Annotated in this window: 20 protein-coding genes, 4 tRNA genes and 2 pseudogenes; 12 read left to right on the top strand and 14 right to left on the bottom strand. The window is 67.0% G+C overall.

What is annotated here, in order from left to right:
* Positions 1–95 precede the first annotated feature (95 nt).
* The 7 genes and pseudogenes from A5702_RS04390 to A5702_RS04360 form a co-directional block, all read right to left on the bottom strand.
* Positions 96–644 (bottom strand): annotated as a pseudogene (locus A5702_RS04390) (type 1 glutamine amidotransferase domain-containing protein); the annotation flags it as partial.
* A gap of 92 nt (positions 645–736) precedes the next feature.
* Positions 737–1894: a low temperature requirement protein A gene (locus tag A5702_RS04385; protein WP_068218611.1), complete on the bottom strand. Its 1158-nt coding sequence runs from the start codon at positions 1892–1894 to the stop codon at positions 737–739.
* Positions 1895–2054: 160 nt separating this feature from the next.
* Positions 2055–2669, bottom strand: coding sequence for a hypothetical protein (locus A5702_RS04380; protein WP_068218550.1), 615 nt, complete (start codon positions 2667–2669; stop codon positions 2055–2057).
* A gap of 18 nt (positions 2670–2687) precedes the next feature.
* Positions 2688–3836, bottom strand: coding sequence for a zinc-dependent alcohol dehydrogenase (locus A5702_RS04375; protein WP_068218546.1), 1149 nt, complete (start codon positions 3834–3836; stop codon positions 2688–2690).
* Between the two features lie 661 nt (positions 3837–4497).
* Positions 4498–4574, bottom strand: a tRNA-Phe gene (locus A5702_RS04370).
* A 26-nt stretch (positions 4575–4600) separates the two neighbouring features.
* Positions 4601–4677: transfer RNA gene (locus tag A5702_RS04365), tRNA-Asp, on the bottom strand.
* 29 nt (positions 4678–4706) lie between these two features.
* A tRNA-Glu gene (locus tag A5702_RS04360) sits at positions 4707–4779 on the bottom strand.
* Positions 4780–4903: 124 nt separating this feature from the next.
* Between A5702_RS04360 and A5702_RS04355 the strand changes: the two genes are divergently transcribed.
* Positions 4904–4979: transfer RNA gene (locus tag A5702_RS04355), tRNA-Lys, on the top strand.
* Positions 4980–5006: 27 nt separating this feature from the next.
* Here the strand turns inward: A5702_RS04355 and A5702_RS04350 are convergent.
* Entirely contained in the window at positions 5007–5906 is a 900-nt protein-coding gene (locus A5702_RS04350) for a class I SAM-dependent methyltransferase (RefSeq protein ID WP_068218543.1), read from the bottom strand.
* Positions 5907–5995: 89 nt separating this feature from the next.
* Here A5702_RS04350 and A5702_RS04345 point away from each other — a divergent pair, with 89 nt between their 5' ends.
* Genes A5702_RS04345 through A5702_RS25445 form a run of 3 tightly spaced genes read left to right on the top strand, consistent with a single transcriptional unit; the run spans position 5996 to position 7196 of the window.
* The gene (locus A5702_RS04345; RefSeq protein WP_068218540.1) at positions 5996–6493 is read left to right on the top strand and encodes a nucleoside deaminase; all 498 of its coding nucleotides are present in this window, start codon (positions 5996–5998) and stop codon (positions 6491–6493) included.
* 48 nt (positions 6494–6541) lie between these two features.
* Positions 6542–6949 carry a metalloregulator ArsR/SmtB family transcription factor gene (locus A5702_RS04340; RefSeq protein WP_068218536.1) on the top strand — a complete coding sequence of 136 codons (408 nt, stop codon included), beginning with the start codon at positions 6542–6544 and terminating at the stop codon, positions 6947–6949.
* A 43-nt stretch (positions 6950–6992) separates the two neighbouring features.
* A complete protein-coding gene (locus A5702_RS25445) occupies positions 6993–7196 on the top strand; it encodes a zinc transporter Slc39a7 (protein WP_082459866.1) in 204 nt (67 codons plus the stop codon).
* Positions 7197–7211: 15 nt separating this feature from the next.
* On the opposite strand, the gene A5702_RS04335 is transcribed toward A5702_RS25445, so the two are convergent.
* Complete coding sequence (locus A5702_RS04335; protein WP_068218533.1) at positions 7212–8240, bottom strand: oxygenase MpaB family protein; 1029 nt, start codon at positions 8238–8240, stop codon at positions 7212–7214.
* A gap of 66 nt (positions 8241–8306) precedes the next feature.
* On the opposite strand from A5702_RS04335, the gene A5702_RS04330 reads away from it, so the two are divergent.
* The 5 genes from A5702_RS04330 (at position 8307) to phoU (ending at position 14221) form a co-directional block, all read left to right on the top strand.
* Positions 8307–8912: a TetR/AcrR family transcriptional regulator gene (locus tag A5702_RS04330; protein ID WP_068218531.1), complete on the top strand. Its 606-nt coding sequence runs from the start codon at positions 8307–8309 to the stop codon at positions 8910–8912.
* A 180-nt stretch (positions 8913–9092) separates the two neighbouring features.
* Positions 9093–10115 carry an acyl-ACP desaturase gene (locus A5702_RS04325; protein WP_055403495.1) on the top strand — a complete coding sequence of 341 codons (1023 nt, stop codon included), beginning with the start codon at positions 9093–9095 and terminating at the stop codon, positions 10113–10115.
* Positions 10116–10122: 7 nt separating this feature from the next.
* Complete coding sequence (gene dusB / locus A5702_RS04320) at positions 10123–11256, top strand: tRNA dihydrouridine synthase DusB (RefSeq protein ID WP_068218529.1); 1134 nt, start codon at positions 10123–10125, stop codon at positions 11254–11256.
* A 216-nt stretch (positions 11257–11472) separates the two neighbouring features.
* Positions 11473–13494 carry an LCP family protein gene (locus A5702_RS04315; RefSeq protein WP_068218525.1) on the top strand — a complete coding sequence of 674 codons (2022 nt, stop codon included), beginning with the start codon at positions 11473–11475 and terminating at the stop codon, positions 13492–13494.
* A 58-nt stretch (positions 13495–13552) separates the two neighbouring features.
* Positions 13553–14221 carry a phosphate signaling complex protein PhoU gene (phoU, locus tag A5702_RS04310; RefSeq protein ID WP_055403498.1) on the top strand — a complete coding sequence of 223 codons (669 nt, stop codon included), beginning with the start codon at positions 13553–13555 and terminating at the stop codon, positions 14219–14221.
* Between the two features lie 17 nt (positions 14222–14238).
* Here the strand turns inward: phoU and pstB are convergent, their stop codons facing one another.
* The 5 genes and pseudogenes from pstB to A5702_RS04290 all read right to left on the bottom strand — a co-directional run bounded on the left by pstB (position 14239) and on the right by A5702_RS04290 (position 18163).
* On the bottom strand, positions 14239–15015 hold the full coding sequence (pstB, locus tag A5702_RS04305; protein ID WP_055403499.1) for a phosphate ABC transporter ATP-binding protein PstB: 777 nt from the start codon (positions 15013–15015) through the stop codon (positions 14239–14241).
* Between the two features lie 67 nt (positions 15016–15082).
* Positions 15083–15200 (bottom strand): annotated as a pseudogene (locus tag A5702_RS26860) (phosphate ABC transporter, permease protein PstA); the annotation flags it as partial.
* 28 nt (positions 15201–15228) lie between these two features.
* Entirely contained in the window at positions 15229–16356 is a 1128-nt protein-coding gene (gene pstS, locus A5702_RS04300) for a phosphate ABC transporter substrate-binding protein PstS (RefSeq protein WP_055403500.1), read from the bottom strand.
* Positions 16357–16484: 128 nt separating this feature from the next.
* Positions 16485–17390 carry a mycothiol synthase gene (gene mshD, locus A5702_RS04295; RefSeq protein WP_055403501.1) on the bottom strand — a complete coding sequence of 302 codons (906 nt, stop codon included), beginning with the start codon at positions 17388–17390 and terminating at the stop codon, positions 16485–16487.
* Positions 17387–18163 (bottom strand): response regulator transcription factor, encoded by a 777-nt coding sequence (locus tag A5702_RS04290; protein WP_055403502.1) that lies wholly within the window; start codon positions 18161–18163, stop codon positions 17387–17389. The genes mshD and A5702_RS04290 overlap by 4 nt, the downstream gene beginning before the upstream one ends.
* Positions 18164–18340: 177 nt before the next feature.
* Between A5702_RS04290 and lmeA the strand changes: the two genes are divergently transcribed.
* The 3 genes from lmeA (at position 18341) to A5702_RS04280 (ending at position 19889) form a co-directional block, all read left to right on the top strand.
* Positions 18341–19153, top strand: coding sequence for a mannan chain length control protein LmeA (lmeA, locus tag A5702_RS04285; RefSeq protein ID WP_055403503.1), 813 nt, complete (start codon positions 18341–18343; stop codon positions 19151–19153).
* A gap of 70 nt (positions 19154–19223) precedes the next feature.
* A complete protein-coding gene (locus A5702_RS27225; RefSeq protein WP_369808509.1) occupies positions 19224–19313 on the top strand; it encodes an Ms5788A family Cys-rich leader peptide in 90 nt (29 codons plus the stop codon).
* 108 nt (positions 19314–19421) lie between these two features.
* On the top strand, positions 19422–19889 hold the full coding sequence (locus A5702_RS04280) for a DUF4395 domain-containing protein (RefSeq protein ID WP_055403504.1): 468 nt from the start codon (positions 19422–19424) through the stop codon (positions 19887–19889).
* Positions 19890–19897 lie beyond the last annotated feature (8 nt).

Raw genomic sequence — 19897 nt, 5'->3', positions numbered from 1 at the left:
TTCGGTGACCAGCGCAGGGCCGACACCGCCCAGCCGATCGGCTTGTCGAGCTGCGGATCCGAGCCGTTGCGATTCGTGACCGTCTGCGGCTGATCCGTCGACCCGGCGAAGATGTCGAGCGTCGCCGGCAAGAAAGCCCTCATGTCCTGTGGCCCTCGACTCGTGAGGAGGTTACGGTCACGCACGACTTCCCTGTCGAGCCAAGTGGCGCCGGCGTTCACCAGGTCGTCGCGGATGCCCGGCCACGAGGTCAGGGTGCGCCCAGTGAGCAGCCCCGCCGACGCGAGCACCCACGGCCCGTGACACAACGTGGCGATTGGCTTGTCAGCGTGGTCGAACGCGCGGACGAAATCCCGGGCCTCCGCCGACTGCCGCAGCAGGTCGGGATTGATGAAACCCCCGGGGAGTAGCAGACCGTCGTAGTCGTCGGGGTCGGCATCGGTCACGACCTTGTCCACACCTACCCGGGTCGCAGGCATGTGCAGATTGACCCCGCGGATGCGGCCGCGGCGCAGCGACACGACATCCACCTTGGCGCCGGCCATTTGCAACGCCCGCAATGGAACTACCAGTTCCACCTTCTCGAAGCCGTCGGCCGCCAGCGCCGCGATTTTCCGCCCTGAAAGGCGTCGTCCCTGTGACATCCTGCTCTCCTGTCGGTTATGGCGCTCGATGCGCCGGTTTACCTTTCGCTTGAATCGGCTGGCTGATCAACCGACCGCGAGCGGCGCATCACTCAACGCGCCTGTCCTGCCATGGCCGGACCGATCCTCGGGCGCCGCCACAGTTCCCAGACCAACCGGCAGCCGCCGATGCCGGCGAGCAGGCCAAGCGCTGCGAGGGCCGGTATCTGCAGCAACGCAGGCAAGGTCGCCGCCGCGGCCACTCCGGTAACGGTGCGGTCGACCGGTACCTGCCGGTGGTCACGCCATCGGTAGGCGACGTCAGCCAGATAGAACAACGCCATGCCGCCGGCCAGGGCGACCGCGGGCAATAGCGGCAGCGGGGCGGTGGCGTGCTCGATGGTGGCATGCGCCCCCACGGCGAACAGCATGATGCCGGCGACGAGCGGTAGATGCAGGTAGCTGTACGCGTCGCGCGCGAGACGGGCCCGTTCCGCTCCGGTGGCCTGCTCCAGCCGCTGCCGCGCTCCCGAGGTCAGACCGAAGTACGTCCACCAGAAGGTAGCCATGACGGCCACGCCCAGCACGAGAGCAACGACGACCACCCATCGGTCGAGATCCCTTGCCGCTCCACCTAATTCCACAACCACCTCACCGAGCGCGATAATGATGATCGAGCCGTGACGCGAGACAAAGTAGGACGGCGAGACGCGGAATCCACCCAGGCCGAGCACAGCCGGTGCGCCGTAGTCGATCAGCGCCGCGGCCACCCAAAGCAGTTCGCGGCCCGGCGAGCCCACGAAGGCGGCGGCCATGATGCAGGCGGGGGCGGCGACGAATGCCGGCGCTATCCGGCGGGTGCCCCGCCGCAGCGCGGCGTCGTCGTGCGAAGAGAGGGAGACGAACTTCGCCACGTGGATGAAGCGAACCACCAGCAAGGCGATCGCGAAGACCAGTGCGCCCGCCCCGAACGCTGCCGGAAGCGCTGCCGAGGCGACGAGCATCGCGGCCATCGCAGCGATGATTACCGCTTCGTGCCACACGTTCGCGGTGTCGAACGTGTTGATGAGCCATGTGTAACCCACCCAGGCCCACCACACGGCGAGCAGCGCCAGCGCGGCCCGGCCGAAACCCGTCGGTGAGAGATCGTGCAGCGCAAGCAGCGTCACCTGGGACATGGCGAAGGTGAACACCAGATCGAAGAACAGCTCGAGGTTGCCCTCGGAGCGTGGGCCCGCGGACTGATCCGAGTCCCCTTCGTCGTCGCCCATGGCGATCACCTTCCCTTCGCGTATCAAATGTGCCGCGAGCACGTATCGATCGCCGGGCACGCGAGCATCGACGGCGCGGCTCACACCGGCGAACGCGTCGAGAAGCCTCCGGCGAAAACCGTTGAGCCGCTTGCCCGAAACCGGTTATTCGCGACCCTGGCTAATTCCGGTCGCCGCGCTCCCCGTTCCGACCCGCGGCCTGCACGGCTTTTCTGGCCAGGGAGGCGATCGCCTGGCCGCCCAAGATCCACGGGCCCGCCACGATGAACGGATCCATCCAGATGTGGGCCAGGTCGGACCGCTTCCGGCCCAACCGCGACTGGATACCGTGATGTGTCACTTCGCTTTTGATTCCCGTCTCGGTAATCGGATTATCGGGACGCGTGGTCAAAAACGACCGGACGTGGTGCTCGACCGCGTCCACGCGATCCGCATAGAGCAGAATCAGCCAGTGCGCCGCGCGGCCTTCGCTGAATTTTTTGTAGGCGTATTTGCGCAGCATGCCGGAGATTCCGCTGGGCGGCTGTGCCGTGCCGAACACCGGTGTGAGGAAACGGTGTTCGACCGACCGCTCCCGGGGCCACTTTTCGGGTTGCCGCTCCGGGAAGTCCCAGTGCGTTTCGGTGGGCAGATCTTGCCGCAGCTTTGGATTTGACGGCCGATCCTTCGGGTCGAGGTCAGCACCCCACCCGGGAATCTGTGCCCGCAAATCGTCGCTGCTCGGCGTCGGCGGATGCGCTTCGGTGTAGGCCGGAAGCCGTTCTGTCTGTGTCATGCGCCTGCTCCTGTCTGTTCAGCTTGCCTGCGGAAGTACGACCGGCTTGATGCAGTCGTCCAGCTTGGATGAAAAGATGTGATAGGCCTCTGCGATGTGCTCCAGCGGGATCCGGTGTGTCACAATCTCACTCGGCTTCAGATAGCCGTTCTCGATGTGAGAGAACAGGCGGGGCCACTGCCGTTTGACCGGGCATTGATTGGTGTGAATGGTCAGGCCCTTGTTCATGGCGTCGCCGAACTTGATGGCGCTGAACATCGGCCCGTAGGCGCCCATGACGGAGATCGTTCCGCCTTTGCGAACCGAATCGATGGCCCAGTTCAACGCGACCGGGGAGCCGCCCTGCAATTTCAACTTCGCCGCCGTGACATGTTGCAGCAGGTTTCCGTCCGCCTCCGCCCCGACAGCGTCGATGGCCACATCCGCTCCGAGGAAGTCGGTGGCCTTCTTCATCTCGACCACGATGTCGCCGTAGTCGGTGAAGTTGTACGTCTCGGCGTGGGCGAAGCTGCGGGCCTTTTCCAGCCGGTACTCGAGATGGTCGATCACGATCACGCGGGCGGCCCCCATCAACCATGACGATTTCGCGGCGAACAGGCCCACCGGGCCGGCGCCGAAGACGACGACCGTGTCACCCTCGACAATGTCCCCGAGTTGGGCCCCGAAGTATCCGGTGGCCAGCGCGTCGGTGCACAGCAGCGCATCCGTGTCGTCCATCCAGTCGGGAATCTTGGACGGGCCGACGTCGGCGAAGGGGACCCGCACGTACTCGGCCTGCCCGCCGTCGTATCCCCCGCAGGTGTGCGAGTAACCGTAGATTCCGCCCACCGCGGTGGCGTTCGGATTGACGTTGTGGCAGTTCGAATACAGCCCCCGGGCACAGAAGTAGCACGACCCGCAAAAGATGTTGAACGGCACCATCACCCGGTCACCGCGCTTCAAGTTCTCGACGGAGGAGCCCACTTCCTCGACCACGCCGATGAACTCGTGTCCGAACGTGTGGCCGACCCGGGTGTCGGGCATCAAGCCGTGATAGAGGTGAAGGTCGGATCCGCAGATCGCCGCCAACTGCACCCTGACAATCGCGTCATTGGGATGCTCGATCGCCGGGATGTCCTTCTCCTCGACGCGGACCTTGTACGGACCGCGGTATGTCATTGCGCGCATAGAACTCCTCCTGAAAGTGGGCGATGCGCCTTGGTTACCCGCGACGCTCCGCAGAAAACTGACCCGGGAGGCAAAAGGTGAGCACCGAGTCTGACCGGTTCGACAGCCGTTTTTCGTGGCAGGTCGCCGGGGTCGGGACTTAACCCGCACGCTCAGGGAACTCGGCACACAACCGTCGTCCGAAGAAGATGGCCGTGCACGCGCTGGTGGCGACGGACCCCATGCTTGGCGGTTTAACGCGTAAACCTAGGATTGGCAACTTTTTTCGCGAACTGGTTGGCCGTGCGCCGGGGTCACGCACGGCGGCTGGCGGGCCGGCCTACTTGTAAGCACCCGCCATATACCTGCCGGTTGCGCCACCGAATAGGGAGTTTGAGTAGCAGAGACGCGGGTAACCACGCGACTTACGCTCCCGCGCTCTCGCCGGACTGGGCCTCGGGTTGTTCGGGGGCCGCGCCGTCCGGTGGCTGGGAGGTGTGCGACGAGCGAAGGGGTCGCCCTTTTTCAGCGTCACCCGATGTTGATAGAGCGCGATTTCTCTCTGAGGCCGAGGGCCAACGGCGTCGCACATCGGTCATAAACGCAAATTGGACGATCGAAGACAATTACAAGCCCACCGGCACCTGGTCTCAAGCGAAAGCCCAACAGCCTGCGCTAGTGCTGGTGGCCAGGGGCGGGATCGAACCGCCGACCTTCCGCTTTTCAGGCGGACGCTCGTACCGACTGAGCTACCTGGCCGGAAGGCATGAAGTGCCTCGCCGAGTTGGCGACCCTGACGGGACTCGAACCCGCGACCTCCGCCGTGACAGGGCGGCGCGCTAACCAACTGCGCCACAGGGCCTTGCTACTGCTCCGCGTCACCGCGTCGCGTACCCCCAACGGGATTCGAACCCGTGCTACCGCCGTGAAAGGGCGGCGTCCTAGGCCACTAGACGATGGGGGCCAGAACCGAATCACTCCGGGGTACTCACAACGAGGTTTCGTTAGGAGCCACGTCAGCTTAGGTCACCGCAGGCCCAATCCTCAAACGAGCCGCGTTTGGGGCCCAAGTATCCTGAATCTCCGCGGCCCCTATAGCTCAGTTGGTAGAGCTACGGACTTTTAATCCGCAGGTCCCAGGTTCGAGCCCTGGTGGGGGCACCAACGTGGTCAGGCTCGGCAGATCGGCGCTCAGCGCCCGAGCACCGCGCTGCTGTAGGTCACATCGGCGAAGGCCTGGGCGACGTCGTCGTCGGCGTAGACAAAGCCGTTGGCCGCGTGCAGTTCCGCGACGGTCCGCGACGACGTCTCCCAGCCGCGCTGGCTCAGGTGGTCGACGATGTGGCTGCGCTCGCCGTGGTACACGAGGTCGTTGAAATCGACCGAGAAACCGAGTTCGCTCATCCGTTCGTAGTGCGTGCGCCAGCGCGGGTCGGCGAAAATCGCGGTGTCGGGCACGAAGTCGAAGGCCAGGCGGCTGCCGGGGGCGCTCAGGGCGGTGATGTTGTCGAACAGCGCGTCCTGGGCCTCCTCCGGCAGATACACCAACAGGCCCTCGGCGCTCCACGCCGACGGGGCCTGCGCGTCTAATCCCGCGCCGCGCAGCGCCGCGGCCCAGTCGTCGCGCAGGTCGATGGCAACGGTGCGCCGCTCGGCCGTGGGTTCGGCGCCGAGTTCCTCGAGGGTCGAGGTCTTGAACTCGATCACCTCCGGCATGTCGACCTCGTAGACCACGGTGCCGGCCGGCCACGGCAGGCGGTAGGCGCGCGCGTCGAGGCCCGACGCCAAGATCACCGCCTGGCCGATGCCGCCCCGCGTCGCCTCCAGGAAGAAGTCGTCGTAAAACCTTGTGCGGCAAGCCATGCTGCGCGCCATCCGGTGCGGATTGAACTCGGCATCGCCGCCGACCGGGATTTCGCCGTTGACCATCCGGACATAGACATCGATGCCGACGGCGCGCACCAGCGGCGCCGCGTACGGGTCGTCGATCAATTTGGCGTCGGAGGACAGGGCCCGTTGCGCCGCGACCATCGTCGCCGTCGCCCCCACGCTCGTCGCCAGATCCCAATGATCACGATCGGTGCGCGCCATGGTGCTCCCTCATCCCGACCAAATTAAATAGGCAATCTATCAGTATCGCCGGCCCGATTCCCAGCCCCGGCGCGACTACCCTGCGACGTGTGACCGACTTTGCGCAGCGGACGATCGACCTGGCTCGCCAAAACGTCGCCGAGGGTGGTCGCCCATTCGCGACGGTGATCGTCAAGGACGGCCAGGTCCTGGCCGAGAGCGCCAACAAGGTGGCCCAGACGAACGACCCGACCGCGCACGCGGAAATCCTGGCCATCCGCGAGGCGTGCACGAAGCTCGGCACCGAGCACCTCGTCGACGCCACGATCTACGTGATGGCGCATCCCTGCCCGATGTGCCTGGGCTCGCTGTACTACTGCTCACCCAAGGAAGTCATCTTCCTGATCACGCGCGAGGACTACGAGCAGTACTACCTTGACGACCGCAAGTACTTCGAGGTGTCCACCTTCTACGACGAATTCGCCAAGAGCTGGGACCAGCGGCGGCTGCCGATGCGCTACCGGCCGCAGGATGGCGCGGTGGAGGTGTACCGGTTCTGGAACGATCGCAACGGCGGTCAGCGCCGGTCGACGGTCGTCCCAACCTGACGAAGATCACCGCTGGCGAGCATCGGCCATCTTGACTACTATTTGCGTATGCATGCAGATAGTAGCGCAGGTCGGTTGCCGGACGACCAGGCCAGCCTGGTGGTCGAGGTCTTCCGGATGCTGGCCGACGCCACCCGCGTGCAGGTGCTGTGGTCGCTGACCGACCGGGAAATGTCGGTCAACGAGCTGGCCGAGCACGTCGGCAAGCCCGCGCCGTCGGTCTCCCAGCACCTGGCGAAGCTGCGAATGGCGCGCCTGGTCAGCACCCGCCGCGAGGGAACCACGATCTTCTACAGCCTGGAGAACGATCACGTCCGCCAGCTCGTCATCGACGCCGTCTTCAACGCCGAACACGCCGGACCGGGCGTGCCGGGCCATCACCGCGGGGATACCGGGCTCAAGGCCGTCAGCGAATCGGCCCGCCCGGCCAACCGGCGGCGCAGCGACGCCAAGTGAATACCGAAGCAGCACAGCACAGTTGACCCGAGGAGACTCAGCGGTGACCGAGCAACACACCCATGACACGCCCCACGAACACCAACACGACCATGGCGACTTCATGCACGCGCACGCGCACACCACGCATGAGCACGAACACGTGCAGCACGAGCACTCACACACCCACGGCGACGGGACCGAGCACACTCATCAGCACGTGCACCAGGCCGGCCTGGAAGACGTTCACGGTCACTCCCACCCATAGCGTGGGCGGGGCGGCTCAGGAGACCACGGGGCAGTAATGCTTCGGGTCGCCACGCTGTTCCACGGGCGGCAGGTTGCGCGCCGGCGTCTGGGGCAGGGGCGCGTCGGCCGGGATGCGCCCGGCCGCGCGGTCGAGGCCGGCGCGGGCCCTCGGGTGCTTGCGGTACCTGGGCGGCACAAACGCGAAGATCAGCCGCACCAGGTTGCCGAAGCGGCGGTGCAACCACTCGTCGCGGTCGGACCACTGGAAGCCCAACCGTTCGCGCACGGCCGGGTGATAAAGACCGACGGTGAGCCAGACGAAGAACGGCCGCGACAGCCTGGTCAGGCCGCCCCACAGCCAATCCGGGAGCCAGGGAGCGATCGGCAGCTTGTCATACAGGGTCAGATCCAGCACGGCCCGCGTCGCATAATTGTCCTCTAATACGTTGCGGCACATGTGATCCCAGTAGGCCTGGAACTCTTCCCAGCTCTGGGGCACCGGCCGCATGCTCATGCCGTACATCCGGTACCACTGAACGTGTTCGTCGAAGAGCTGGCGCTTGTCGGCCTCGGTCAGACCTCCCCCGAACCGTTCGGCCACCAGGATTGTGCCCATGAAGAACGTCGAGTGCGCCCAATAGAAGACGTCGGGATTCAGTGCGTGATACCGGCGCCCCTGGTCATCCACGCCCTTGATGTCGGTGTGGTAGTCGCGGACCTCCGCCCCCGTAATAGGAGCCCGGTCGCCGTCGAAGACCACGCCACCGATCGGGTAGAGCGACCGCATCACCCGCGGCAACGGTTCGCGGAAGAACGTCGAGTGTTGCTCCACCGCGGCGCCCAACTGCGGGTGCATGTTCTGCATGGAGCCCGCGAACGGGCCTTGCAACATCCCGCGCCAGTCGCCGAAATATTTCCAGGTCAGCGAGTCGGGGCCCAGCGGCGTCGGCGGTGCCTCGTAGCCCATCGCCGACACCGGGCAGCCTTCGGCTACGGCACCGGACGCTTCGGGCGCGTCTTGACCGCTGGTCGGTGGCACCGGTGCGGACGTATGTTGAGTCACTAGTGAATTCCTACAGGTGTCGGCAAACTGACTACATGCGTTGTCAGTTTCGAGCTTAGGAGCGATGTGCAGTCCGGTCAACGCCGGGGCCGCTGGACCGGCGTCCCCTTGGGGGATCGCCTCGCCCTTCGTCGCGACAACCTCATCGACGCCGGCGTGCAGTTGCTCGGCAGCGACGCTCGGCAGGCGCTAACCGTGCGCGCGGTGTGCCGCAAGGCCGCGCTGACCGAACGCTATTTCTACGAAAGCTTCTCGGACCGTGACGAATTCGTGCGCGCGGTGTACGACGACGTGTGCACGCGCGCGATGAGCGCGCTCACGTCGGCGAATACCCCGCGCGAAGCCGTCGAAAAGTTCGTCGAGCTGATGGTCGACGACCCGGTCCGCGGGCGGGTGCTGTTGCTGGCGCCGGCGTCCGAGCCGATATTGACCCGCTCGGGCGCGGAGTGGATGCCCAATTTCATCGAACTGCTGCAGCGCAAGCTGTCCCGGATCGGCGACCCCGTGCTGGAGAAGATGATCGCCACCAGCCTGATCGGCGGCCTGTCGAGCCTGTTCACCGCGTACCTGAACGGGCGGCTGGGCGCGACGCGCCAACAGTTCATCGACTACTGCGTCAACATGCTGTACATCACGGCGGCCCCCTACGTGCCGACACCCGAGCTCGGGTAGCGCGCGACCAGGTGTTTATCTGCCGCAGCCCGGCGGCAATCCTGAAGGCCTGCGGGGCCGATCGGGCGTTTCGAAAAGTGGAATTCAACCGTGACGCGACGCGCGGCCAGGCAGCTTGATGCTACTGAAGTACACAGATATATTGACTGCTACCCGCCGACACAGATAACTGGAGGCCCCATGTCAGCCGAGCTGACACACCTACAGCTGCTGCACGAGCTCGAGCCGTTCGTCGAGCAATACCTGAACCGCCACGAGAGCATGCACAAGGACTGGAACCCGCACGACTACATCCCGTGGTCGGACGGTAAGAACTTCTACGCGCTCGGCGGCCAGGACTGGGATCCGGAGCAGAGCAAACTCTCCGACCTCGCCCAGGTGGCGATGGTGCAGAACCTGATGACCGAGGACAACCTGCCGTCATACCACCGCGAGATCGCGATGAACTTCGGCTTGGACGGGCCGTGGGGCCAGTGGGTCAATCGCTGGACCGCCGAGGAGAACCGGCACGGGATCGCGCTGCGCGACTACCTGGTGGTGACCCGCGCCGTCGACCCCGTCGAGCTGGAGAAGCTCCGCATCGAGGTGGTGAACCGCGGCTTCAGCCCGGGGCAGAACCAGCAGATTCGCGCCGACCTGTTCGCCGAGAGCCTCTTCGACTCGGTCATCTACGTGACGTTCCAGGAGCTGGCGACCCGGATTTCCCACCGCAACACGGGCAAGGCCTGCAATGAGACCATCGCCGACCAGTTGCTGGCGAAGATCTCGGCCGACGAGAACCTGCACATGATCTTCTACCGCGACGTCAGCGACGCCGGGTTCAGCGCGGCGCCCAACCAGGCGATGAAGTCGCTGCACAAGGTGCTGCGCAATTTCCAGATGCCGGGCTATCAGGTACCTGAGTTCCGCCGGAAGGCCGTCGCCATCGCCGTGGGTGGCGTGTACGACCCGCGCATTCACCTCGACGACGTGGTCATGCCGGTGCTGAAGAAATGGCGCATCTTCGAGCGCGAGGACTTCACCGGTGAGGCGGCCGCCATGCGCGACGACCTTGCGCTGCTGATCAAAGAACTCGAGCAAACCTGCGAGAAGTTCGAGATCTCCAAGCAGCGCCAGCTCGAGCGGGAAGCCCGCACCGGCAAGAGGACCACCGCGTTCGAGCTGCACCGGACCGCGGGCACGCTGACCATGAGCCGGCGGTAATCAAGCGGTGCGGATCGGTCCCATCGCGCTCCCCAGCCCGGTGGTGCTGGCCCCGATGGCGGGTGTGACCAACGTCGCGTTCCGGACGCTGTGCCGGGAACTGGAACAGGCGAAGGTCGGCACCGTCAGCGGGCTGTACGTCTGCGAGATGGTGACGGCGCGCGCGCTCGTCGAGCGGCACCCGGCCACCATGCACATGACGACCTTCGCGCCCGACGAGTCGCCCCGCTCGTTGCAGCTCTACACGGTGGACCCGGCGACCACGTACGCGGCCGCCAAGATGATCGCGGACGAAGGCCTGGCCGACCACATCGACATGAATTTCGGCTGTCCGGTGCCCAAGGTCACCAAGCGCGGCGGCGGCGCGGCGCTGCCCTACAAGCGCCGGCTGTTCGGGCAGATCGTCGCGGCGGCGGTGCGCGCCACGGAAGGCACCCGGATCCCGGTGACGGTCAAGTTCCGCGTCGGCATCGACGACGAGCATCGCACGCACCTCGACGCCGGCCGCATCGCCGAGGCCGAGGGCGCCGCTGCCGTCGCGCTGCATGCCCGCACCGCGGCGCAGCGCTACTCCGGCACCGCCGACTGGGAGCAGATCGCCCTGCTCAAGCAGCACGTGCGGACGATTCCGGTGCTGGGCAACGGCGACATCTACGACGCCAGCGACGCCCTGACCATGATGGCCACCACCGGGTGCGACGGCGTCGTGATCGGCCGCGGTTGCCTGGGCCGACCCTGGCTCTTCGCCGAGCTCTCGGCCGCGTTCACCGATAGCCCGGCCCCCACCCCGCCCACGTTGGGCGAGGTCGCCGACATCGTCCGCCGGCACGGGCGGCTGCTGGCCGCGCACTTCGGCGAGGACAAGGGCATGCGCGACATCCGCAAGCACATCGGTTGGTACCTGCACGGCTTTCCGGCCGGCTCGGAGCTGCGCCGGGCGCTGGCGATGGTCAAGACCCTCAACGAACTCGACTCGCTGCTAAGCCAATTGGACCCCACCGTGCCGTTCCCGGACGCGGCGAGCGGCCCGCGGGGCCGGCAGGGCTCACCGGCCCGGGTGGCGCTGCCCGAAGACTGGCTGGCCGACCCCGACGATTGCACCGTCCCGGCCGGTGCCGACGTGATGCACTCCGGCGGCTGATCCACCGCTCGAAATCGCGTCTCGACCGATTACTCAGTACCATGTGGACCTTGCCGCATTGCGCGTTCCTGCGGATCGGTAACGCGCCGCCACCCGACCGCGACAAAGGAGTGCGGCCCACGGGTGGCATGAGCCGCAGCGCTGACACTCCAAGCGCTGGCGGCATTTGCACGGACACGCTGACATCTGCATCGGAGCTTCGGAGGCCGGTAGGACATGAGTGACGCCGAGGACGACGCCACTCGCGGCGCTCGGCGGGCAGCGCTGGGCGCCGCCCCGTGGGAGCGGTTCTCGGAGCCCCCGTCCGACGACAGCCGCCATCTCTGGCAGGCCGAGACCACGGTAGATGCCCTCCCGCCGCAGGCCGACGATGAGGACGATTCCGGGTCCCACACCGGGGGCGGGCTCAGCGTCGCCGATCTGATCGCCAAACTCGGTGCGCCGCAGACCGGCCGGTCCACGCACCGCCGCGCCGAGCCCGAGGAAGAGCCCGCCGAGCCCGAACCGGGCGTGCCGGTAGAGCTGCAGCCGACGCAGGTGATCGAGGACCTCGCCTACTCGCTGGATGCGGTCTCCGAACTCCCCGACCTGTCCGACCACCGCAGCGACGACGAGCCCGCCTCGGATGGGGCGCCTGCCGCCGGCCAGGGGAAAGCGGGCCGCCGCCACCGGCCGATACTGCTGGCGGGGCGTTCGGTGGCCGCGCTGCTCGCCGTGCTCGCCGTGGCCATGACCGGCGGGGCGTGGCAGTGGAGCACGTCGAAGAACGCGCGTCTCAACACCATCAGCGCCCTCGACCAGGGTTCGGATGACATTCGCGACCGCAACGGGCAATACGGCGACGAAGACTTCCTGATCGTCGGCATGGATTCGCGCGCCGGCGACAACGCCAACATGGGCGCCGGCGACACCGAGGACGCCGGCGGCGCGCGATCGGACACGGTGATGCTGGTCAACATCCCGGCCAACCGCAAACGCGTGGTTGCGGTGTCGTTCCCGCGCGACCTGGCGATCACCCCGATGCAATGCGAGGCGTGGAACCCGGACACGGGCAAATACGGGCCCCTCTACGACGCGAAGACCAAGACCTGGGGCCCGAAGATGGTCTACACCGAGACCAAGCTGAACTCCGCATTCGCCTTCGGCGGGCCGAAATGCCTGGTGAAGGAAATCCAGAAACTGTCCGGGTTGAGCATCAACCGCTTCATCGCCGTCGACTTCTCCGGCTTCGCCAAGATGGTCGACGCGCTGGGCGGCGTCGAGGTGTGCTCGAAAACCGCGCTGCACGACTACGAGTTGGGCACCGTGCTCGAACACGGCGGCCGCCAGGTCCTGGACGGCCCGACCGCCCTCAACTACGTGCGGGCCCGGCAGGTCACCACCGAAACCAACGGGGACTACGGCCGCATCAAACGCCAGCAGCTGTTCCTGTCGTCGCTGCTGCGTTCGCTGATCTCCGAGGACACGCTGCTGGACCTCAACAAGCTCAACAGCGTGGTCAACATGTTCATCAGCGACACCATCGTCGACAACGTGCAGTCGAAGGACCTGATCCAGCTCGGCCAGTCGTTGCAGGGCATGGCGGCCGGGCACGTCACGTTCGTCACCGTGCCGACCGGCGTCACCGATCAGAACGGCGACGAGCCGCCGCGCATGGCGGACATGCGCGCGCTGTTCGACGCCATCATCAACGATGATCCGCTGCCCGAGGAAAACGACCAGAACGCAAAGAATCTCGGAACCTCCGACGAGAAATCGGGGCAGACGAAGGCGCCCGCCACCAAGAAGGCGCCGGCACCGACCGCGCCGCCCGAGCCCCGACAGGAACAGGTCACCACGACCACCCCGGGCGACGTCACCGTGCGGGTCTCCAACGCCACGACGCAAAGCGGGCTGGCGGCCACCGCGACCAGCCAGCTCAAGCGCAGCGGCTTCAACGTAATGACGCCGGACGACTACCCGAGCTCCGTCAACACCACGACCGTGTTGTTCTCGCCCGGCAACGAGCAGGCCGCGGCGACCGTCGCGTCCTCCTTCACCAACGCGAAGGTGCAGCGCGTCTCCGGCTACGGCCAGGTGGTGCAGGTGGTGCTCGGACCCGACTTCAAGTCGGTCGCCACTCCGCAACCGAGCGGGTCGTCGATCAGCCTGCAGATCGAACGCGGCTCCGGCAGCGCCCCGGCCAAGCTCCCCGAGGACCTGACCGTCACCAACGCCGCCGACACCACCTGCGAATAAGCGCATTTGGCGGCGCTCCACCGCCCCTTTTCCGCGCCGAGAACGTAGGCTTGGCGACATGCGGACCGCCTACCACGAGCAGCTCGCGGAGTTATCCGAGCGACTGGGCGAGATGTGCGGGCTGGCGGGCATCGCGATGGAGCGGGCCACCCAAGCCCTGTTGCAGGCCGACCTGGTGCTGGCCGAACAGGTCATCAGCGACCACGAAAAGATCGCGGCGCTGAGCGCACAAGCCGAGGAAAGCGCCTTCGTGCTGCTGGCCTTGCAGGCGCCGGTCGCCGGTGATCTGAGGTCGATCGTGAGCGCGATTCAGATGGTGGCGGACATCGACCGGATGGGTGCGCTGGCCCTGCACGTCGCGAAGATCGCTCGCCGCCGGCATCCGCAGCACGCGCTGCCCGAAGAGGTCAACGGGTACTTCGCCGAAATGGGCAGGGTGGCAGTCGAATTGGGCAACAGCGCGCAAGAGGTGGTGATGTCCCGCGATCCGGAGAAGGCCGCCCGGATCCGCGAAGAGGACGACGCCATGGACGATCTGCACCGCCATCTGTTCTCGGTGTTGATGGACCGCGAGTGGAAGTACGGTGTGGCGGCCGCCGTCGACGTGACCCTGCTGGGCCGGTTCTACGAGCGCTTCGCCGACCACGCCGTCGAGGTGGCGAGGCGGGTCATCTTCCAGGCGACCGGCAGGCTGCCCGAAGAAGAAGCGAAACCCGCTTCGCAGTAAGCGAAAACGCGCCCGCCTCAGCCGAAGCGGCCGGAGATGTAATCCTCGGTGGCCTTCTGGCTGGGGTTGGAGAAGATCTTCTCGGTGTCGTCGACCTCGATCAACCGCCCCGGCTTCCCGACGGCTTCCAGGTTGAAGAACGCGGTGTAGTCGCTGACTCGGGCTGCCTGCTGCATGTTGTGGGTGACGATGACGATGGTGTAGTCCTGCTTGAGCTCGCTGATCAATTCCTCGATGGCCATCGTCGAGATCGGATCCAGCGCGGAGCACGGCTCGTCCATCAGCAGCACGTCGGGCTGCACCGCGATCGCCCGCGCGATGCACAACCGCTGCTGCTGGCCTCCGGACAATCCGCCGCCCGGCCGGTCCAACCGGTCCTTGACCTCATCCCACAGGTTCGCGCCGCGCAACGAGTATTCGGCGGTCTCGTCGAGCACCTTGCGGTTGCGCACCCCCTGCAGCTTCAGGCCGGCCACCACGTTGTCACGAATCGACATGGCGGGGAACGGATTCGGCCGCTGGAACACCATCCCGATTGCCCGGCGCACACCGACGGGGTCAACGCCGGCGCCGTAGATGTCCTCGTCGTCCAGGAGCACGTTGCCGTCCACCCGTCCGCCGGGGACCACCTCGTGCATCCGGTTGAGCGTGCGCAGCACCGTCGTCTTGCCGCAACCCGACGGGCCGATGAACGCCGTGACGCTGCGCGGCAGGATGGACAGCGTCACATCCGCGACCGCGTGGAACGCACCGTAGTAGATGTTGACGGCCTTGAGGTCCAACCGTTTGGCCACTCTTACTGCTCCTGCCTATGCCTTCTTCGTGCCACCGAATCCGCTCCGACCCGGGCCCCGCTGTTTTGATGGTGGCGAACACCAGGATGAGGGTTGGGGCGGCCCCCCACAACCGCTCGGCGGGGAGCGGGTTCACACCGGCGTCGGCGCCGGTCCCGGATGTACATCATGCCCGGTAACGTCCCCTCGCGCCGCAATGCCTGGTCCAAGCCGTCACTGCAGGGCGTTGATCGTGGCAACCAGTCGCTCTTTGACCTTGTCGGGCAGCGGCACATAGCCGGCCGATGGCAGATCGGCCTGGCCGCTGCCGGCGGCCACCGTGAGGAACGACTTGATGGCCCCGGTGGTGTCGGGGTCGGAGCCCTTCGAGCACACAATCTCGTACGTCGCCATGAGCAACGGGTAGACGCCCGGCTCCTGAGAGGCGTACATCGGATTGAGATCGAGCACCAGGTCGTTGCCGTCGGCCACGAAATTGGCCGCACGGACGGCATTACCGGCCGTCTCGGTGGTGAGCGGGATGACGGCACCCTTGTTGGTGCCGATCTGGGCGTAGGGCATGCCGGCCTGGTCGGCGAAGCCCTTCTCGACGTACCCGATGGCGCCCGGCATGCCCCGCACGGCCTGAACGACACCGGCAGACTTCGTGGCCCCCTCGCCCACCCCGCCCTGGAACTCGTTGCCGACGCCCTTGGTCCAACTCTGCGGCGCGGCGGCCGTCAGATATTTCTGCAGGTTGTCCGTGGTTCCCGACGAATCCATCCGGTAGATCGGGGTGATCTTGGTGTTGGGCAGCGGGACGCCGGGGTTGAGAGCCACCAGGATCGGGTCGTTCCAGGCGGTGATCCGCCCACTGAAGATCTTGGCCAGCGCGTCACTGCTGACCACCAGCGGCGGGATCCCGGCAAGGTTGTAGACCAACGCGATCGGTCCGAACACCAGCGGCAGGTCCCACGCCGGGTTCCCGTCGCAGCGGGCGGCGGCCGGGCCGATCTGGCCGGCGGCCAGCGGGGAGTCGGCGCCCGCGAAGTCGACATGGCCGGCGATGAACTGCTCGCGCCCGGCCCCGGAACCGGTCGGGTTGTATGACACGCTCTTGCCCGGGCAGTACTGGCCCCAGACCTGGTTGAACAGCGCCATCGCGTTTTGCTGTGCCGTCGAGCCCTCCGCCGTCAGGTTGTTCTTGCCGCTACAGCCGGCCGTGCCCGTCGGCCCGGAGGCCGCCGCCGGCGACGCGGCGTGGCGGTTCTGGTCACCCCCACAGCCGGTCATCGCGCCACCACCGATCGCCGCCACCGCGGCGAGCGCGGTCAGCGCTCTGCCTCCCCTGTCGAGCCTCACCGAACCCGCTTCCTGACGCACTCGCCGACCCAACCCCCCAACAGGTTGCCAGGTCGCGGCGAAATATGCTTCGCCGCGGGTCTCACTACCAAAAGCAGGTGAACAACGGGGTGCGGGGCGCGCTCGGGTCAGTCGGCGGCGACCGCGTAGGCGGTGTCCACGCTGTAGGTGCTGAAGCCCAGGCGCTGATAGGTGCGCACGGCGGCGACGTTCTCCGACTCCACGTACAGCAAGACGGTCGGCTCGGGGGCGTCGGCCAGCCGGTCCGCCAACGACGCGATGCCGACGGCCGTCAGCATCTGCCCCAAACCCCGACCCTGTGCGGAGGGATCGACGCCGACGACGTAGACCTCCCCCAGGCCGCCTTCATCGGTGTGCACCTTGGTCCAGTGGAAGCCCAGCAATTGGCCCGCCTCGTCGCCGCCGGAGTCGTCGAACGCGAGGAACAAACCGGCCGGGTCGAACCACGGGTCGTTGCGCCGCTCGGCCAGCTGGGCTTCGGTCCAGCCGCCCTGCTCGGGGTGGTCGGCGAAGGCGGCGTTGTTGACGCGCAACAGCTCGGCGTCATCGCCGCTGCCGGCGTACGTGCGGACGCGCACGCCGGGCACGGGGCGAATCAGGCCGTGCGTGTCCCGCAGCGTGCGCCGCATCTGCAGCAGTTCGCGCACCGGCACCAGACCGAGCGCGGAGGCGGTGGCCCGCGCCGGTTCGAGGGTGCCGTGCGCCCAGAACCGGTTGCGCTCGGCGGTCTTGGCCAACGCCGACCGCGCCAGCGCCGTCCCGAAGCCACGCCGGCGCAGCCGCGGTTGCACCACGAGTTCGGCCATAGCGGCATCGGGCGAAAGATTGAGGTAACCGACGATCTCGTCGGCCTCGGTGATGAGCAGATGCGCGCTGCGGTCGTGCGCAAGCTCGCGCAGCACCTGTTCGCCGACCGGCGCCACGCCATCGAATCCCGTTGCGGCCGTGACGAGTTCCCGCACTTGCCGCTGCTCGTCCGCGGTCAGCGTCGAGCGCCAGACGGGTGCGGTCACTGACTGCGCAACGGGTCGCCCAGCGGCTCTGGCAGTTCTTCGGGCTCGGACTCGACGTCGTCGACGCCGTCATCCTCATTGGGGCCCGCGATCGGTGCGCGACCGCGGGCGGGCCGGACGGCCTTGTATCCGACGTTGCGGACGGTGCCGATCAACGCCTCGTATTCGGGGCCGAGTTTGGCGCGGAGTCGGCGCACGTGCACGTCGACGGTGCGGGTGCCGCCGAAGAAGTCGTATCCCCACACCTCGTGCAGCAGCTGCGCGCGGGTGAACACCCGCCCCGCGTGCTGGGCCAGGTACTTGAGCAGCTCGAACTCTTTGTAGGTCAGGTCGAGCGGGCGCCCCCGCAGCCTCGCGGTGTAGGTGCCCTCGTCGATCACCAGCTCACCCAGGCTCACCTTGCCGGCGCTCTCGTGGTCGGCCAGCCCGCCGCGGCGCCCGATCACCAGCCGCAACCGCGCGTCGATCTCGGCGGGGCCCGTGCTCGGCAGCAAGATCTCGTCCAGGCCCCAGTCCGCGCTGACCGCGACCAGGCCACCCTCGCTGACGACCGCCAGGACGGGCACGGATCGGCCGGCCGTGCTCAGCAGCCGGCAAAGCCCTCGCGCGGACGACAGATCGGTGCGCGCGTCCACGAGCACGGCGTCCGCCGTCCCCGCCTCGAGCAACGAGGACGGTTCCGCCGGCGCCGTACGGACGGTGTGGGGCAGCAGCGACAACGACGGCAGGACCGGGTCGGGATGCAGCTCCGAGGTAAGCAGTAATAGCTCCAACTAGCCCCTCCAACTCGGGGGAACGGCATCTTCACAATTCGCAACGCAACGACGCGTTAGTTGCCAGGTCACCTAACGATAACTTGCCACCTGCCATTTCTGCGTGGCGACGACCGCAGTGTGAGCCCCACCACCCGGGCGGCCCGTCGTCGTCCGGGAACAGGGTTACGCCACAATATGCGGGTGCGCAAGGTCCTGATCGGGCTGGCGGCGGTGGCGATCGCCGTGGTCGTGGTCGTCCTCGGCGCCTTCGGCGTCGACTACGGGAGCAGCATCTACGCCGAATACCGGCTGTCGTGCAGCGTGCGCAAAGCGGCCAGCCTGAGGTCCGACCCGTTCGTGGCCATCGTGGCGTTCCCCTTCATCCCGCAGGCGATGCGCCACCACTACAACCAGCTGGAGATCAAGGCCAACGCCGTCGACCACGCCACGGTCGGCAAGGCCACCCTCGAGGCGACGATGTACTCGGTCGACCTGACCCACACCTCCTGGCTGATCGGGCCCGAAGCGAAGCTGCCCGTCGGCAAACTCGAGAGCCGCATCATCATCGACTCGACGCATTTGGGCCGCTACATGGGCATCAGCGACCTGATGGTCGAAGCGCCGCCAAAGGAAACCAACACCGCAACCGGCGGGGTCACCGCGTCGGGCATCTCCGACAGCCACGGCCTGGTGTTCAGCGGCACGCCGCACTCGATCGACTTCGAGCACCGGGTCAGCGTCTCGGTGGACCTCTCCATCGCCCCCGACGATCCGACGACGCTGGTGATCACGCCGACCGGCGTCCTGACCGGGGCCGATACCGCGGACCAAGCCGTTCCGGACAACAAGCGGGATGCGGTGCTACGGGCCTTCAGCACCCGGGTGCCCAACCAGCGGCTTCCGTTCGGGGTGGCGCCGAAGACCGAGGGGGCGCGCGGCTCCGACGTCATCATCGAGGGCATCAGCTATCGCGTGACCGTCGATCTGGACGGCTTCAAGCAGTCGTGACCGGTGTACCTGCGTCAGCGGCCGCCGCCGCGGATTTGATCGCCGTCGGTCATTCGGTAAGCTTGCCGACGTGCAAGCCCGCATTGAGCCCATGCTCACCCAACGCCGCGCAGTCGATCTGTGCCGCACCGCGGGCTGTTGCTGTCGCTGTAGCTGCTGAGTCGCCGCGCGCTTTCGCGTAAGCACTCAGGGCAGCCCCGGAACGTCACCGAGGCCCGTCTCCCGTCGTTCGTTCCCATAAGCAACAGGCGTATCCAGGAGTAGTACCGTGCCGAGCAACACCGCCACCCAGCAAGACGTCGTCGACGTGCGCGGACCGAGGTTCGCCGCCTGGGTCACCACGGTGGTCTTGGTGATCACCCTCGCCGTATCCGCCGCCAGCCCGCTGGCGGCGGCGGTCGTTCTGGGGATCCAGGCCGTCATCTTCGCCGTCGGGGCCGTCGGTGGCCCCCGCAAGCACCCGTACGGGCGCGTCTTCGCGCGCTTCGTCGCGCCCCGCATCGGGCCCGTCCGGGAGCGCGAACCGGTCGCCCCGCTGAAGTTCGCGCAGCTTGTCGGCCTGATCTTCGCCGTCGTGGGCGTCGCCGCATTCGCCGCGGGCGCCTTCCTGGTCGGCGTGATCGCCACCGCCGCCGCGCTCGTCGCGGCATTCCTCAATGCCGCCTTCGGCATCTGCCTCGGCTGCCAGCTCTACCCCTTGGTCGCGCGTTTGAGAGGCGCCGCGCGCACCGCCTGAACTGTTCA

The sequence above is a fragment of the Mycobacterium sp. E3339 genome, from assembly GCF_001666915.1.
Taxonomy (GTDB): Bacteria; Actinomycetota; Actinomycetes; order Mycobacteriales; family Mycobacteriaceae; genus Mycobacterium.
This window is presented reverse-complemented; position numbering and strand designations above follow the sequence as displayed.